Source organism: Brevibacillus gelatini, assembly GCF_050920745.1.
Taxonomy (GTDB): domain Bacteria; phylum Bacillota; class Bacilli; order Brevibacillales; family Brevibacillaceae; genus Brevibacillus; species Brevibacillus gelatini.
In genome coordinates this window covers 3,773,576-3,787,965 of record NZ_CP154342.1, presented here as the reverse complement: position 1 = coordinate 3,787,965, position 14,390 = coordinate 3,773,576, and the positions used below count along the sequence as shown (strand labels likewise).

The following is a 14,390-nucleotide window of genomic DNA, read 5'->3' as shown; positions in this document are numbered from 1 at the left end:
GTATGAAAAAATGGATCAGTCTCACGATTGTTGCCCTGCTTTTGACAGGTTGCGAAAAGCTGGACGAAAGAGTCGGGCAGCTCAAGCGACTGGATGAAGAAATCGTGGTGAAGGTGAAAACGGTAAATGCTTATACGGTAGAGGATAACCAGGACGTTCGTACGCTGGAGGTGACAGGCGTGCTGACGCCTCGCCAGGAGTTGGGGCTGTCGTTTGGCACTTCCGGCAAAATCGCGAGCATTCTCGTGCAGAAGGGGGCGAGTGTGAAAGCGGGCCAGACGCTGGCGACGCTGGACCAGTCCGGATTGCAGGCGGAGATTCAGGCGGCGTCCGGGCAGGTAGCGAGTGCTGCGCTCAGGCAAAGCAAGGCGCTGGCCGGGCCGGAGAGCCACGAAGTGCAGACGCAAAAGCTGCAGGTGGAAAAAGCGAAGGAGCTTGCTTCGAAGGCCGAGCGGGAATATTCGCAAGCCAGCATTCTTTTTGCCAACGGGGCCATCTCCAAAGATGAGCTGGACAGGCTGGCTTTGGCGCAAAAGCAGGCCAGGCTCAGTCTGCAGGAAGAAGAGATCGCCTACAACAAGCTGATGCAAGGCGCGGATCGGCTGGATGTCGAAGAGGCCAAGGTTGGAGTGAGCCAGGCCAACGTCCAGCTCAGCCGTGCGAAGCAAGAGGCGGCCGAAGCCGTGCTGAAGGCGCCTTTTTCCGGTGTAGTGGCAGAGATTTCGCAGGTGGCTTCCCAACAGACTGGTCCTGGCAGTGAAGTCATTCGTCTGGTGGATACGAGTGCCTGGATCGTCAAGCTGCAGGTGGGAAGTGAGCAGATCAGCAGCTGGCAGAAGGGGGCGACAGTGCAGGTAAAAGCGGCGGATGGCAGCGAGGCAGAAGGCAAAGTGACGTTTGTCTCGCCGATCATGGATCAACATGTGGGGGCTTATCCGGTTGAAGTGACGGTTGACGGCAGCGCCGTGAACTGGAAAGGCGGCATGACGGTCACGTGCCACTACCCGCTGGCGGCGAAAAAGGGCCCGCTTGTGCCTGTCGCAAGCATCGGCGTTGCGGAAGAGGAATACTACGTCATGAAAATCAACGAAAACATAGTGGAAAAGACGCCTGTAAAACTGGGTGCGCTGCACGGCACATTTTACGAGGTCCTGGAAGGGCTTGAGCCGGGCGATCTGATTGTCGGGTCGGGTCTTTCCTACGTGGTGGACGGCGAGGCGGTGAAGGTGGCAGATGAATAACAAAGCGCTTCTGACAATCGTTCCTGCCCTTGCCCGTCTGAAAGCAGTGCTTCTTTGCCTGCTTGCGATTGCCGCTTTGTTCAGGCTGGATGTGCAGACATTTTCCGAGCGGGGATTGCCGGAGTACAGCATAAACCTCGTTGCATCAGGGCTGACAGCAGACCAGGTCGATGCGACGGTCACGCGAAAAGTCGAGGAAGCAGTCCGCGCAATGGGCAGTGCCGTGATGATTTCTTCCGATTCCCGCCCCGGTGCGGGCACCATTACCGTAAAAACAGCGGAAAATCTCGGCTCTGATTACAAAAAGCGTCTGGAACAAAAGCTGGCGGAGGTCGTGAAGACACTGCCTGTCAAGGAGTACAGCATCAGTCAGGAGAAGCTGGGAGACAGTCTGGTCGGGTATTACCTGCTCCATGGCAGCGATGTGCAGACACTTGCCAATGTTGCCCGTTATACCGTCTATGAAAAACTGATCCAGACGCCGGGCATTGCCCGAGTGGAAGTGGACGGCCAGCCTGTTCGCGAGCAGATCGAGGTAGTGTTTCGCCCCTCTATGCTGCTTGCGTACGGCTTGACTCCGGGAGATGTACTGGATCAGCTTCAAAGTGATGTGGTCGGGGAAGAGATCGGCACAGTCGGAAAGGCGGCAGATCGCACCGCTTTTACGTGGACGAGCCAAACAGAAGGGCCACAAGGGCTCGGCAAGCAATTGATTGCGACCGACAAAGGATACGTGCCGCTCTCGATGCTGGCCGATATACGCGACACAAGAGGCAGCAAAGGCGAGGCGGTAAGTGTCTATCGCGGTTCTCCGGCGGTGGGCATCTCGGTCTACGCTGCGGAAGTGGGGCAAATCCCTTCCATCCGCAAAGAGACGGCTCAAAAAATTGCCGAGCTGAACGAAGAGGCGGCTGGCAAGTATGAGCTGGCTCTGTTTGAAGATTACGCCCTGCCCATCTCGGCGGCGACCGGGCAGCTGGCTTTGCTTGCTGCTTTGGCAGCGGTGCTTTGCGCTCTTTTTCTCGGCGTAACCTTGAAGCGGGCAGGTCCTGCCTTGCTGTCGCTGCTCGCTGTGTTCATGGCGGCAGGGGCCGTTTTGGGCGGCATGTGGCTGTCCGGGTTGAAGCTGACCTTTTCCACACTGGGGCCGCTTCTCGTATTTGTGCTAGTTTACCTGGTTGCGGGCGCTGCTTTCTTTTCCCGTCTGGACAGGCTTGGCGCCTATTCACTCACGGGAAGTCTGAAAACCGCATGGGCGGTGATGAAGCCGCTGCTGCTGGCGCTTGTCGTCATGACAGCCGCCTGGTTCACTGTCGTCATGACGGATATGCTCAAGCCAGAAGACAAAGTCGTCCTGTTCGATGCCTGGCCCGTGCTCGTTTTGGGCGTGGCAAGCCTTGTGCTCGTGTACGGCTGGATTGTTCCGGTGCTGGCCGGGACGTGGCTGCAAGCAAAAGAGACGCCAGCCGACGAAGGCAGCCTGCGCTTACCAGGACGGTTGACGCGCGCGCTCGTCGCCCGCTGGGAGCGGCTGGTGCAGCAAGGCTACCTGCCGTTTGGCCTCACGCTCGCAGCGTCTGTCGTCCTTGTTGTGCTGCTGGAAGCGTTTGTGCTGGTGGAGCCGTTTCGCGACGTGACGCCACACAGCAAGACGTTGACGCTGCCGATGGTTCAGGAAAGCAGCGTAGACGATGCGATCAAGGCGGCGCAGACGGCTGAGGAACGGCTGCGCGGCTTGGCAGAGGTGGCTGACCTGTACACTGTCGCCTCGCGCGAGCGGTTGACGATCCATTTGAAGCTGACGAACAAGGCGGATTGGACCCGCTCCGTACTCGATCTGGAAAAAGAGCTGGACAAAAAGCTGCGCGACATCCCGCAAACCGACCCGTTCGCGCTTGTCGTCAACGAAGAGCAGAAAACGCGCCTGGAATTTACGGTCAAGGGGCCTTCGCAGGAAACGACGAACCAGATTGCCAAGGAAATTCTTCGCTACCTGCAGGAAATGAGATGGCGCGACAAAGACGACCGGGAAATCGTCACCGATGAACGGATCGGGCCGAAGCCGCAAACCGCGTTGATCGATATTCGCCCGAGGGCGGAGATGCTGGCGCGCTATCGTCTGAGCGAAGCAGAGATCAAGCGCCAACTGGAAAGCTATCTGGGCGAAAAGCAGGCGGGAAGCATCTACGTAAACGAGCGCAATGTTTCCGTAGTCGCCCGCTTCCCGGACAAGTGGATGGATCACCCCGAGCAGGTGAAGCAGATTCTCATCCGCACTCCGCAAGGGCCTGTTCGCCTGGCCGATCTGGTCGACTGGTCCATTGGCGGGGAGCCGCAAGTGTATGAGCGCCAGGACGGCATGTACATGGTCAAGGTCAGCAGCGCCATTGCTGACCCGAGATGGATTGACGGCCTCGCGTACACCCTGCCGCTGTCCATGCAAGAAAAGATCAACGTTCCGGAAGGCTATACGATTCTCAACGAGGATGAACTGGAAAAGTTGAGTGAGGAACTGTCCGACAAAAAAGACTGGAGCGGCCGGATGATCGTCATGATCGCGATGGCAGCTGTCGTCCTGATAGCGAGCCTGCTCTTGCGGCGAAGAAAGCGGGACGGCTGGTTCGCCCTGCTCCTTTTGCCAGTCACGTCAGGAGGGGTCACGCTGGGCCTGCTCTGGCTGAATCACCCGATGAATGTCATGGGCTTCTACGGCATCGCGGCAGCGGCTGCCGTGCTCGTCTCGCAGGCATTGCTTGTTCTCGACGAAATGGTAAGAGCAGGCGACGAGCAGCCTGACATATGGGAGGGAGTGCGAGTCGGCATGAAGCGCGCATGGGCTGCCAAGACAGGAGTGAGTGCCGCGATTGTCATTGCCTGCCTGCCGATTGCAGGCGGCTGGATGGCGGGCAGCAGTTCGTTTGCCTCTTTTGCCACCACCGTGTTGTTCGGAACGTTGCTCGCCTGCTTTGTCACCCTCGTGCTCGTGCCCGGCATGCAGCACGCAGCCCAATGGAGCGAGGCCGTCCAGTCGGATTTGTCGCTTGCCCTTCTCATCCGTCGCCTTCGCGACTGGCGGGAAAATGAGCGGATTCGCCGCCGGGACCTGCGGGAATTGAAACGCAGGCAAAAGCAACTCGCAAGCGAACTGCGCGAGGAACAACGGGAACGCTCCGTCCGTCCGAAAAAGGATTTGTCGCAGGAGGACTTTTTGCCGCTTTCAACAGGGACAGAGGACGCCAGGTCGTAACGGCTGGCGTCTTTTTTTATTTGTTCACAGGCTCGGCAAGGACTTTTTTGGCAATCTCGGGTAAGATGAGAGAAGAACGGAGTAGGGGAGGGAACCCGCGCGTGCGCCGCTATAAAAGACTCCTGGATTATCTGCTGTTGGCTGCCATTTTGCTGGGCCTGTTTTTGTCGTCCTCCCAGCCATACTACAAACAGGATTTGCGGGGAACGATATCCAGGATTGTGGATGAAAAAAGCTGGACGGAGCGGATGGAAGGGATTACGATTCCGTATGCGGGCCGCGAAATCAGCGTCGAGAACAAGGGAGCCGCGGGCTTTATCGAGTTTTTCCTTCGCAAAGGAACGCATTTTGCGGTGTTTGCCTTGTTGGCGTTCAGCTTTTATCGCGTGTTTTCCCAGCGCCTTTCGTTTGCAGTAGCACTGCCCTGGAGTGCTTTTTGCAGCCTGCTGGTAGCGGTCCTGGACGAGTGGCATCAGACTTTTACCCCGGATCGGACAGGAATGGTCAATGACGTTTTGTTAGATTTGTCCGGTTCTGTCACGATGTTGTTGATAATTCTTCTCAATTATCTATATTCACGAAGAGCATATCGGTATAAAATGAAGTGAGCAACTGCCAATCTGACCGTGGCAGTTGCTTTGATTGAGAGATTAGGGAGTGGATGAGATTCGTGTCAGAGAAAAAGAATGTACTTGTACTGAACTGCGGCAGTTCCTCGGTGAAGTACAAACTGTATGAAATGCCGGGCAAAACGTTGCTTGCCCAAGATTACTTGCAACAAATTCAACGCGACGAATACGAGGATACCATTCGCGGCGTGTTTGAAACATTGAAGCAGTATCGCATTGATATTATCTCCCACCGGGTCGTTCACGGTGGCGAAGCATTTAAACATTCCGTCATCATCGACGATCAGGTAAAAGCGGAGATTCGCAGCCTGTCCCGCTTCGCACCGCTGCACAACCCGATCAACCTGAAAGGGATTGAAATCGCGCAGAGCATCTATCCTGAGTTGAAGCACGTGGCTGTTTTTGACACCGCGTTTCACCAAACGATGCCGCCGTCCTCCTATTTGTACGCGCTGCCGTACGAGTATTACGAGCATTACGGCATCCGTAAGTACGGCTTCCACGGCACGTCCCACCGCTATGTGATGGGCCGGGCGGAGGAAATGTTGAACCGGCCGAAAGAACAGCTCAGACTCATCAGCTGCCACATCGGCAGCGGTGTCAGCATCACGGCGATTCGCTACGGAGAATCGTTTGATACGTCGATGGGGATGACTCCGCTGGCGGGACTGTCGATGGGAACGCGCAGCGGCAACATCGATCCTGGTATCATTCCATACATTGAAGAGATCGAGAAGACGGACACAGCGGGCGCCATTACCATTTTGAACAACAAGAGCGGACTGATGGGGGTCTCCGGCGTCTCCAACGACTTGCGCGACGTCATGGAAAAGGCGGAAGAGGGACATTACCGCAGCCAACTGGCCCTGGAATTGTTCACAACGATCCTACATAAACATATCGGGCTGTATTTGGCGAGACTGAATGGAGTCGACGGAATTATTTTTACGGCCGGTGTTGGAGAAAATAGTGCTAAAGTCCGCGAAATGGTTTGCACCGGGCTGGAATTCGCCGGGGTCAACCTGGACCGCGAAGCAAACCGGGCAAGCAAAGGCGAGGCGTTTATCAGTACCGAATTCTCTCCGGTAAAAGTTATGGTAATTCCTACCAATGAAGAGCTTGTCATGGCTACAGACGCCTACGAGCTATCTTTTCAATAGCGGGAAGTGCGTCCTTTTAGAAAGAATAGGCTTTTCAGTATTGGAATTTCTCTGCTATACTAAGAGAATGAGGCTTCTGGTTTGAGGTTCTCACCATTTTTCTGAAATAATAAAAGGAGTGCAAACTGGATGGCAGTACAAGTGGGAAGCATCATCGAAGGAAAGGTGACAGCGATTAAACCGTTTGGGATGTTCGTCGCAGTCAGCGAAACCGAGCAGGGGCTGGTTCACATTTCCCAAGTAGCAAACGGTTTTGTAAAGGATATCAACGATCACTTTACCGTGGGGGAACAAGTAAAGGTAAAAGTTCTCTCCATTGATGATGCAGGTAAAATCTCGCTTTCGGTTCGCGCCGCACTCCCAGCGCCTGAGCGTCCGGAGCGCGAAGAGCGCCGTGGTGGTGGTTATCGTGGAGGCGACCGCGGAGGAAATACAAAACGCGATAGCGCTGCTTCCTTCGAGGACAAATTGAAAAAATGGTTGAAGCACAGCGAAGAGAACCTTGCGACGATCAACAAAAAGAACGCAAAACGTGGCTATTAAAGCCTTGTGATAACGAAAAAAAGACGGGATACCCCGTCTTTTTTTACGTTTGAAAGCTTGATAAGCCTTGCTGGAAGGAGCCAGGATTATTCCAAATAATAAAATAGCCCCGATTCTTGGTCGATCATCAGTGTGACAACACCTTTATCAGTGTTAATGGTTTGGTTTGGATTTCTTGTTGCGCCAAGGTAGATGGGAAAAGTTTTGTTTGATCGTGTTGTTACATCTGTTTTCACGACAGGGGCGGGTTCTTGATTGCTGTTTTGGACAAGAACGGGATTATTCGTTCGGTACCAGGCAAACTGACCGTCTGCTTTTGCCAGGCTGGCGATTCCAAGCCCCGTGCCATCAGGCAGTGTCATTTTGTAGACAATGAGTGTCTCCCCATCTGTGTCGATTTCATCAAGCACGTCACTTTGGGTTTAAGCCCTCAAGCGCAAGACCGTCTTGAATGGCGGCTTCAGGACGGTCAAACCAGCGCAGTTCCGGATCATCCGCGGATGAGCAGGCCGTTATCATCAGGGGGAAAAGCAGCATGGAAAGAAACCATTTTCGCATGGACGTTGCCTCCTTTTGAGCCAGGCACGCTCTGTCTCGTCATAACAAACTTTTCAGGAATCGAAAGTCAGACAGTACGCTGTCTGGCTTATTTGATTTGCAGCACGAAATATTCCACTGGATCATCTTTGGAACGAAAAGAAAGTTTTAACAGATAATCACTTTCAGAATACTCCAGAATGAAAGTATCATCCCCTGTATCATCTAGCAACTCACGGGAAGGCACTCCGAGACTCTCCTTTATTTCATCAGGTGTTCCGGTAAGCCCAACCGTTTTTGGACTGGCATGGATAAGGACAACCTTGCTATTCTCATTGAGTTCAGCAAGGGAAGCGGCATAATCCTCAAATTCCAGACTGAAACCATCGTAATATACGCAAAACCCATACTCATCATTTCCCGTGCGAATCGGTTCTCCAAGCTTCTCTGTCACTTCCTGTTTCGTTGCCCCGATTTCGATTGATACACCAGCCAATTGTCCCATTTTCACCTTTTCGAGAAAATCAGATGCTGTTTTGCTGCTTGTGGAACATCCCAATAACATAAGGAAACACAGCATCCCCATTAAAAAAATAGTGCCATACATTCTAGGCAATACGATCACCCTCCCTATCAAATAGATTTTACCATTTTATGGATCGCTTTTACTCTTGAAACCAACATCATTTTTCAGTGATTGGCGCCAGATAATAAGCGTAACAAAACCAACTGCGCAAATTGGGTTGCTGTTATCCAGATGGTAAAATGATGTAGTGATGCCTTAGCCACTTCAAAAACCGTGCCATCAGGCAGCGTCATTTTGTGGACAGTGAGCATTTTCCCATGCTCAAGCCATACGTCAAAAAGAGCAAACAGAGAGGAATCGTGAGCAGGATGCAGGTTGATTTATCGCCATTTGTTGCTGTAACTCCCGAAGCGGCGGCAGTGCCAAACGTTGCGCTTTACACGGTCAGCTACTACAGCGACGATTTGCTGGTCAAGGCGGCACTTGCTGTGCCGGAGAGCTTTCTTGCGGACGAAGCGAAGCTCCCGGCTTTGCTTTATTGTCGCGGCGGGATTAGAGGAATCGGCCGGGTCAGGCCGGAGCGGATCAGCCAGATGGCTGCCTTTGGCTATGTCGTGCTCGCCCCGCACTATCGGGGAAATGAAGGGGGAGAAGGGCGCGACGAGTTTGGCGGAGCCGATCGGCAGGATGTGTTCGCGGCCTATGAGCTGCTTCGTCAATTGAATATTGTCGACCCCCGGCGGATCAGCGCGTATGGCTTTTCCAGGGGAGGGGTCATGGCCCTGTTTGCGGCGATGGAGTGCAAAGGCCTGCTGGCAACTGTCGTCTGGGGCGGCGTCAGCGACATGGCGTTGACGTACGAGGAGCGGGTGGACATGCGGAGAATGATGCGCAGGCTGATCGGGCACCCGCGCAAGCAGGAGGAAGCTTACCGCTACCGAACCCCGCTGTATCGTGTGGCAGAGATTGCCTGTCCTGTGCTGATCATTCACGGGACAGAGGATGAGAACGTGAGCGTAGAGCACGCCCACAAACTGGCGGAGGCGCTGCGCCAGTCTGGTGTCCCCCACGAAAAATGGCTGGCGGAAGGGGCCAGCCATCTGTTTGTAGGAGACGAAATCGAGTTGTACACGCGCAAAATGTTTGCCTGGCTGGATGAACGCGGCCGGGAACGGGTCGCTGCCACTCAGGCGCTAACCTAATCGACTTTCGGGGTAAGCGGCAGTGTAATCGTAATTTCCGTTCCTTGTCCGGGGGTGCTTTTCACTTGCAGCTCGCCGCCGTGGTTTTCGACCATGCGGCGCGAGATCGGCAAGCCCAGTCCGGTTCCGTCTTCTTTCAGGGAGAAGAACGGCTCGAAAATCCGCACGAGATACTCCGGAGGAATCCCTTCTCCCGTATCCTTCACTTTTATATGTACCGCTTTTTCGTCCAGGTGGCTTTCGATGACAAGAAGGCCGCCTTCTTTCATGGCCTCGATACTGTTTTTCATCAGGTTGAGCAAAATTTGCTTGAGCTGCTCGACATCGGCATGCAGGCGAATATGGGGCGCACAGCGATCCACGATCTCGATGCCGTGCAGCATCGCTTCGGCATTCATCAACGGGAGAATCGAGTGGATGACGCCCGCGAGATTGACCTCGCGATAGTCCGGCTTGGACGGCTTGGAGAGCATCAACAGCTCGGTGACGATCCGGTTGACGCGCTCGATTTCCTCCAAGATGAGCGGGAGATAGTGGCGATCCCGTTCCTGATCGGACAGGCGCTGTTCCAGCAGTTGGATAAAGCCGTAGATGACGGTCAGCGGATTGCGGATTTCATGTGCCGCTCCGGCTGCCAACTGTCCGACCATGGCGAGTTTTTCCGACTGGTTCAAGTATTCTTGAATCTGTTCCTGTTCGGTAATATCGAGAAAAGCGACCATCCAGCCCGACTCCTGATCGTGCTGGTGATTGTGCAGCGGCACGTACGAGACAAGCGCGATAAAAGGCGTATCATCTTTCTTGTACAGCGTCATTTTGCGATTGACGAACCAGGGAGAGTCCTGACTGTCGGTTGAGCCGGCAAAGGAAGCATCCTTGCACATCGGGTAGCCGGCCTCATCGACCTTGACCAGATCGTTTGCCAGTTTGTTGACGTGAATACCAGCCCCGGCGTGCGGATGGGTAATGATCCCGACGGGCAACGAGTTGAGGATTTGCTCCCGAATATTTTTTTCGTCCGTCAAAATTTGCCGTTGCATTGCGTCCTGGGCAAACAGATCGGCTATGTTGCTCGACATCTTGTTGAATTCCTGGGCAAGCTCGCGGAATTCATCCTGGTGCGTGTACACAATTTGCTGCCCGAACGTCCCTTTGGACACTTCGCGAGCCTGCCGCATCAACGACTCGATGGGGCGAAGCAGTTCGTTGCGGAAGTAGAACGTGCAAAAAAAGCCGAACAAAATCGCTGCTACCGATACGGTGTAGGTGAGGATGAGCGATACGCGAATGCTTTCGTTCGTGTGCTGAAACTCTTTGTTCGTCTTGTACTCCAACTGGTTGAGCGAAAAGGACAAATCCCGCTCCAGCTGATCGATCAAGGGCTGGACCTCTTGGCTGAGCACGTAGCTGACAGCCGGCACGTTGTTTGCCTTGAGCAGCGGATTGATTTTGTTCAAAAAGAGAAAATCCAGCTTGGAAATCGATTCGACGATGGTGAACAGGCCGCTGTTTTCTTCTGTTTTTGTCAGCGAATCAAACTTGGAAGTGTCTATCAGATTCGTGTAGTACTGATCGAGATAGGATTCGTCGCGGGTCAAGGTGTACATGTTCAGGGCGTAGGTCTTGGTGTAGATTTGATTTTTGACGTCCAGCAGAGCGCTTGTTTGCGGCAAGACGTCTTGCGTCAGGTGTACTTCGTCGGAGGTTACTTTTGTCATCTGGTAGCTGAATAGGCTGGTGACACATCCGATCAGAAGCATCATGACGAGATAGCTGAGCATGATTTTTTTCTGGAATCCAAGATTTCTGAACAGGGACATGCAAATTAACCTCCAAATGAACCACGGGAAGAAGTGAGACGCTGCATTTCCCGTTCAATATCTTCACGAACTTCCGGGGGCACCATCGGGCCGAACGGGCTGAATTTGTTCACACCTTCGGCCAGACCGTACAAGACTTTGCCGCTCGGAAGCTGACCTGCCATGTACTGCTCGAAAATCGTCCGGTAGCACTGGCGGACGTCCTGTACCAGCGAAGCGAGAACGTAGTCGGGTGCAATGTAGCGTTGGTCCGCGATATAGCCGATCGTGTACACCTTGGACCGCTGTGCTTCGGTAATGACGGCAAGATTGAAGCTGTCGCCGGTTGTGTAGATAACATCGACGCCGCTGGCGATCATCTCGCGTGTTTTTTTCACCGCATTTTCAATGTCATTAAAATCTGATACCTTGCCGATGAAAACCTTCGTTTTCGGGGAAGCCTTTTTTACCCCTTCCTGAAAGCCCTCGGCCTGGGCAAGCTCCGGCGGCTTGTCCACCAAAATATAGCCGACCTTGCCGGTACGGGACATTTTCGCTGCGAGCATGCCGACGAGCTGGCCGGCGGGCTTCATGTCGTAGCGAATCGTCGTCTGGTTGGGATGCGGCGCTTCTCCGTTGAAGGAAACAAAGCGTGTATGCGGATATTGCAGCGCCACGCGGGTAAACGGTTCGGAAAAAATGCCCCCATGCCCCAAAATGAGGTCGTAGTCATTTTCCGCGTATTTTTGCGCCACGTTCATAATTTGCTCCGGCTTTAGATTGTTCGCAATTTCCAGGGTAAAGCCGAATCTTTTTTGCATTTCCGTGATGCTCTCCAGCGCGCTGCTGTTCCAGCCCTGGTCGTACGTAGGACCTTCCAGCAGCAAGGCAACACGCAATATTTCAGAAGAAGGTCCGCGTCTATTCATGACTGTTTCCAAATGCTTCATACTGGTGATGAATTGGCTGGTAATGAGCAGAAGCAACCCGACAACCAAAGCGGTGTACAGGGCCAAGAAAGGCTTCAGCTTGAGCATGGATGAGTTCTCCTCCAAAGGATACAGGCCTAGATTTAAGTAATCGGCAAAGAAGTGCACTCCTATTATATCGAAAAAAGTGTCGAGTTGAAAAAAGAGGAAATAATGGGGCCGGATGGGGGTGCATGGAAAAAACGGATCAGGACACGCTAAGGAGGAAAACTGCTTCAGCAAAAGCCAGAGAAAGGGAGGCGCCTGTCATGGAAAAAGACATCGTGGAAATCCCGCAAACCGATATACCGGATGAAGTGAGACAGGTCGATTTGCCGGAAATAGGCGTGACGACACCGCACCCGAAGCCGGAGAGTCCGCTGGCTTCGGATGGGGGCGAGCAGGTTGCTGGTGAGCGCGTTACAGGCGATACTGCGGGGCCAATCGGCTTTCTTCCATAGGGAATGTGCTGCAAGTGTTTGTTTCGACAAAAGAAGTCATTTTCTCTCGTGGACAAGGCTTGCGATTTCTGCAAAAGTAGTAGGTAGAAAGCGCAAGATGTGAGGGGATAGGACAGCATGGCCCGATTGCTGATTGTAGATGACGCAGCCTTCACGAGAAGGATGTTGACGGATATGTTAGGCGAGCAGCACGAGATTTGCGGAGAGGCGAGCAATGGCTTGGAGGCGATTGAAAAATACAAGGAATTGAAGCCGGACATTGTGACGATGGACATTACGATGCCGCACATGCACGGGATTGAAGCCATGCGCAAAATACTGGATTACGATCGGAATGCCAAGGTGTTGATCTGCTCCGCAGTCGGCCATCGGCAAAAGGTGCTGGAGGCGATGAAGACTGGGGCGAGCGATTTTGTCATCAAGCCTTTTCAAAAAGAGCAAATTCTCGATGCGATTTCACGGTTGGTGTAAGAAAACGGGAACAGCCGCCAAGGCGATGTAGTCTGGCGGCTGTTTGTGTGCGGTTTTGGTCGCGTTTCGCGTTAGAAGGAACCTTCGTGCCGATTTTCCAGACAACAGACGGCGGCCATACCTGGCAGATCATCCACCCGCAACTCGTCCGCAGCAAGTAGGAGCGCGTTGCGCGGGGATCGGATCAAAAGGAGCAGTCATGCGCTGCTCTTTTTGCATGAACGGCGGAAAAAGTGCGTCCCTCTCCTGCTTTCCTGTATAATAAAAACACACGTATGAAAGCGCGGTAAAGAGGTGGAAATGTGTCCGTAGAGCCTAACTACTTTCAACAGTATCAGCATGCCGACATAGACGAACTTGCCGATGCGATTGGCGAACTTTTGCAAAACCCGATTACAGTGGAAGACGCCGATCACAAGCTGATTGCCTACAGCTCTCACGGGGACAGCACGGATCAGGCGCGCTGGTCGACGATCATGGGCCGCAGGGTGCCGGAAAAGGTGCTGACGCGGCTGTGGAAGGACGGCGTGTTTCAGGAGCTGTTGACGCAGGATGATCCGGTGCACATCCCGGCCAAGGATGAAGTCGGTCTGGGCAAGCGGGTGGCGATTGCCATTCGCCGGGGCAGTGATGTGCTCGGGTATATTTGGGCGCAGGAAGTGAATCGGCCGATTACACGCGAGGACGACGAAATTTTGCGCCAGGCGGCACGGGTTGCAGTTCCCCGGCTCATGCAGCGGCAGGGCAAACGCAAGGCCGAGGAGCAGCGGCGCAAGGAGTTTTTATGGGAGCTTTTGCTCGGCAACCACAAAAGCGAGAGCGCGATCCGGCAAAAAGCGGACAGCCTGCAAATGCAGCTTCCGACCTCTTATTTGATTTGCGTGATCGAAGCGGCCGGAGCGCGGCTCGACCAGTATTTGTACCCCCTGCTCATGCGCGACAAGCTGCTGTGGGTCGTAGACGGCTCGCAAATCATTTTGCTGATCGGGCTGAACGAGGACGGCAAAAAAGATGTACGGGAAGTGCTGATTCGCAAAGTCGAGCAGTTTTTGGCCGATTCCCTGGGCAAGCTGGAAGCCCACGTCACAGAGGGGCGGCAGGTGATTGCAGGCTACGGGCTTGGCTACAGCACGTATTTGGAAATTGTGAAAAGCTACAGGGAGGCGCTGCATGCGCTCAAGATCAAGAAGCTGTTTCCCAAGGAGAACGAAGGCATTTACGGCTATCACGAGCTGGGCATTTACCGCTACCTTTTGCAGTTGAAACAGTGGGAAGAGGAACAAGGCTACAAAAATGAACGGCTGGAAAAGCTCAGACAGTACGACCGCGACAACCAGACGGCGCTCATGGAGACGCTGGAGACGTTTCTCGATGCGGCAGGCAAGGTAAACGTAACGGCGCAGCGCTTGCACATCCACATCAATACATTGAGCTACCGGCTGCGGCGGATCGAGGAAATCATGCGGGTCGATCTGGAGAACATGAACCAGCGGGCGGCACTTTATCTGGAGCTGAAAATGGCGAAGCTCGATCAGGAACAATAGTCTGTTTGTGAATTTTCACAAAAAGAAGGACACCAAAATTAAAGGAATCCCCAAGGAAGCGC

At 53.8% G+C, this 14,390-nt stretch carries 14 protein-coding genes; 9 read left to right on the top strand and 5 right to left on the bottom strand.

The window, feature by feature from the left end:
- Positions 1-2: 2 nt before the first annotated feature.
- The 5 genes from AAFJ72_RS18320 to AAFJ72_RS18300 all read left to right on the top strand — a co-directional run bounded on the left by AAFJ72_RS18320 (position 3) and on the right by AAFJ72_RS18300 (position 6,820).
- On the top strand, positions 3-1,241 hold the full coding sequence (locus AAFJ72_RS18320) for an efflux RND transporter periplasmic adaptor subunit (RefSeq protein ID WP_122905595.1): 1,239 nt from the start codon (positions 3-5) through the stop codon (positions 1,239-1,241).
- Positions 1,234-4,488 (top strand): efflux RND transporter permease subunit, encoded by a 3,255-nt coding sequence (locus AAFJ72_RS18315; protein WP_432775151.1) that lies wholly within the window; start codon positions 1,234-1,236, stop codon positions 4,486-4,488. The genes AAFJ72_RS18320 and AAFJ72_RS18315 overlap by 8 nt, the downstream gene beginning before the upstream one ends.
- 101 nt (positions 4,489-4,589) lie before the next feature.
- Entirely contained in the window at positions 4,590-5,096 is a 507-nt protein-coding gene (locus AAFJ72_RS18310; RefSeq protein ID WP_432775150.1) for a VanZ family protein, read from the top strand.
- Positions 5,097-5,158: 62 nt separating this feature from the next.
- Complete coding sequence (locus tag AAFJ72_RS18305) at positions 5,159-6,277, top strand: acetate/propionate family kinase (protein WP_122905593.1); 1,119 nt, start codon at positions 5,159-5,161, stop codon at positions 6,275-6,277.
- A gap of 129 nt (positions 6,278-6,406) precedes the next feature.
- Complete coding sequence (locus AAFJ72_RS18300; RefSeq protein ID WP_122905592.1) at positions 6,407-6,820, top strand: S1 RNA-binding domain-containing protein; 414 nt, start codon at positions 6,407-6,409, stop codon at positions 6,818-6,820.
- Positions 6,821-6,906: 86 nt separating this feature from the next.
- On the opposite strand, the gene AAFJ72_RS18295 is transcribed toward AAFJ72_RS18300, so the two are convergent.
- The 3 genes from AAFJ72_RS18295 to AAFJ72_RS18285 all read right to left on the bottom strand — a co-directional run bounded on the left by AAFJ72_RS18295 (position 6,907) and on the right by AAFJ72_RS18285 (position 7,964).
- Positions 6,907-7,230, bottom strand: coding sequence for a hypothetical protein (locus tag AAFJ72_RS18295; protein ID WP_432775149.1), 324 nt, complete (start codon positions 7,228-7,230; stop codon positions 6,907-6,909).
- 1 nt (position 7,231) lies between these two features.
- Positions 7,232-7,378, bottom strand: coding sequence for a hypothetical protein (locus AAFJ72_RS18290; RefSeq protein ID WP_432775148.1), 147 nt, complete (start codon positions 7,376-7,378; stop codon positions 7,232-7,234).
- 88 nt (positions 7,379-7,466) lie between these two features.
- Positions 7,467-7,964 (bottom strand): DUF4309 domain-containing protein, encoded by a 498-nt coding sequence (locus AAFJ72_RS18285; protein ID WP_432777222.1) that lies wholly within the window; start codon positions 7,962-7,964, stop codon positions 7,467-7,469.
- A 287-nt stretch (positions 7,965-8,251) separates the two neighbouring features.
- On the opposite strand from AAFJ72_RS18285, the gene AAFJ72_RS18280 reads away from it, so the two are divergent.
- Positions 8,252-9,085 carry an alpha/beta hydrolase family protein gene (locus AAFJ72_RS18280; RefSeq protein ID WP_432775147.1) on the top strand — a complete coding sequence of 278 codons (834 nt, stop codon included), beginning with the start codon at positions 8,252-8,254 and terminating at the stop codon, positions 9,083-9,085.
- Here the strand turns inward: AAFJ72_RS18280 and AAFJ72_RS18275 are convergent.
- Positions 9,082-10,905, bottom strand: a complete 1,824-nt coding sequence (locus tag AAFJ72_RS18275; protein WP_432775146.1) for an ATP-binding protein — start codon at positions 10,903-10,905, stop codon at positions 9,082-9,084. The genes AAFJ72_RS18280 and AAFJ72_RS18275 overlap by 4 nt on opposite strands.
- Positions 10,906-10,910: 5 nt before the next feature.
- Positions 10,911-11,921 carry a BMP family ABC transporter substrate-binding protein gene (locus tag AAFJ72_RS18270; protein ID WP_432775145.1) on the bottom strand — a complete coding sequence of 337 codons (1,011 nt, stop codon included), beginning with the start codon at positions 11,919-11,921 and terminating at the stop codon, positions 10,911-10,913.
- 200 nt (positions 11,922-12,121) lie between these two features.
- On the opposite strand from AAFJ72_RS18270, the gene AAFJ72_RS18265 reads away from it, so the two are divergent.
- The 3 genes from AAFJ72_RS18265 (at position 12,122) to AAFJ72_RS18255 (ending at position 14,328) form a co-directional block, all read left to right on the top strand.
- Positions 12,122-12,313: a hypothetical protein gene (locus AAFJ72_RS18265; protein ID WP_432775144.1), complete on the top strand. Its 192-nt coding sequence runs from the start codon at positions 12,122-12,124 to the stop codon at positions 12,311-12,313.
- Positions 12,314-12,430: 117 nt separating this feature from the next.
- Positions 12,431-12,784: a response regulator gene (locus AAFJ72_RS18260; RefSeq protein ID WP_432775143.1), complete on the top strand. Its 354-nt coding sequence runs from the start codon at positions 12,431-12,433 to the stop codon at positions 12,782-12,784.
- Positions 12,785-13,086: 302 nt separating this feature from the next.
- Complete coding sequence (locus AAFJ72_RS18255) at positions 13,087-14,328, top strand: PucR family transcriptional regulator (RefSeq protein ID WP_122905585.1); 1,242 nt, start codon at positions 13,087-13,089, stop codon at positions 14,326-14,328.
- Positions 14,329-14,390 lie beyond the last annotated feature (62 nt).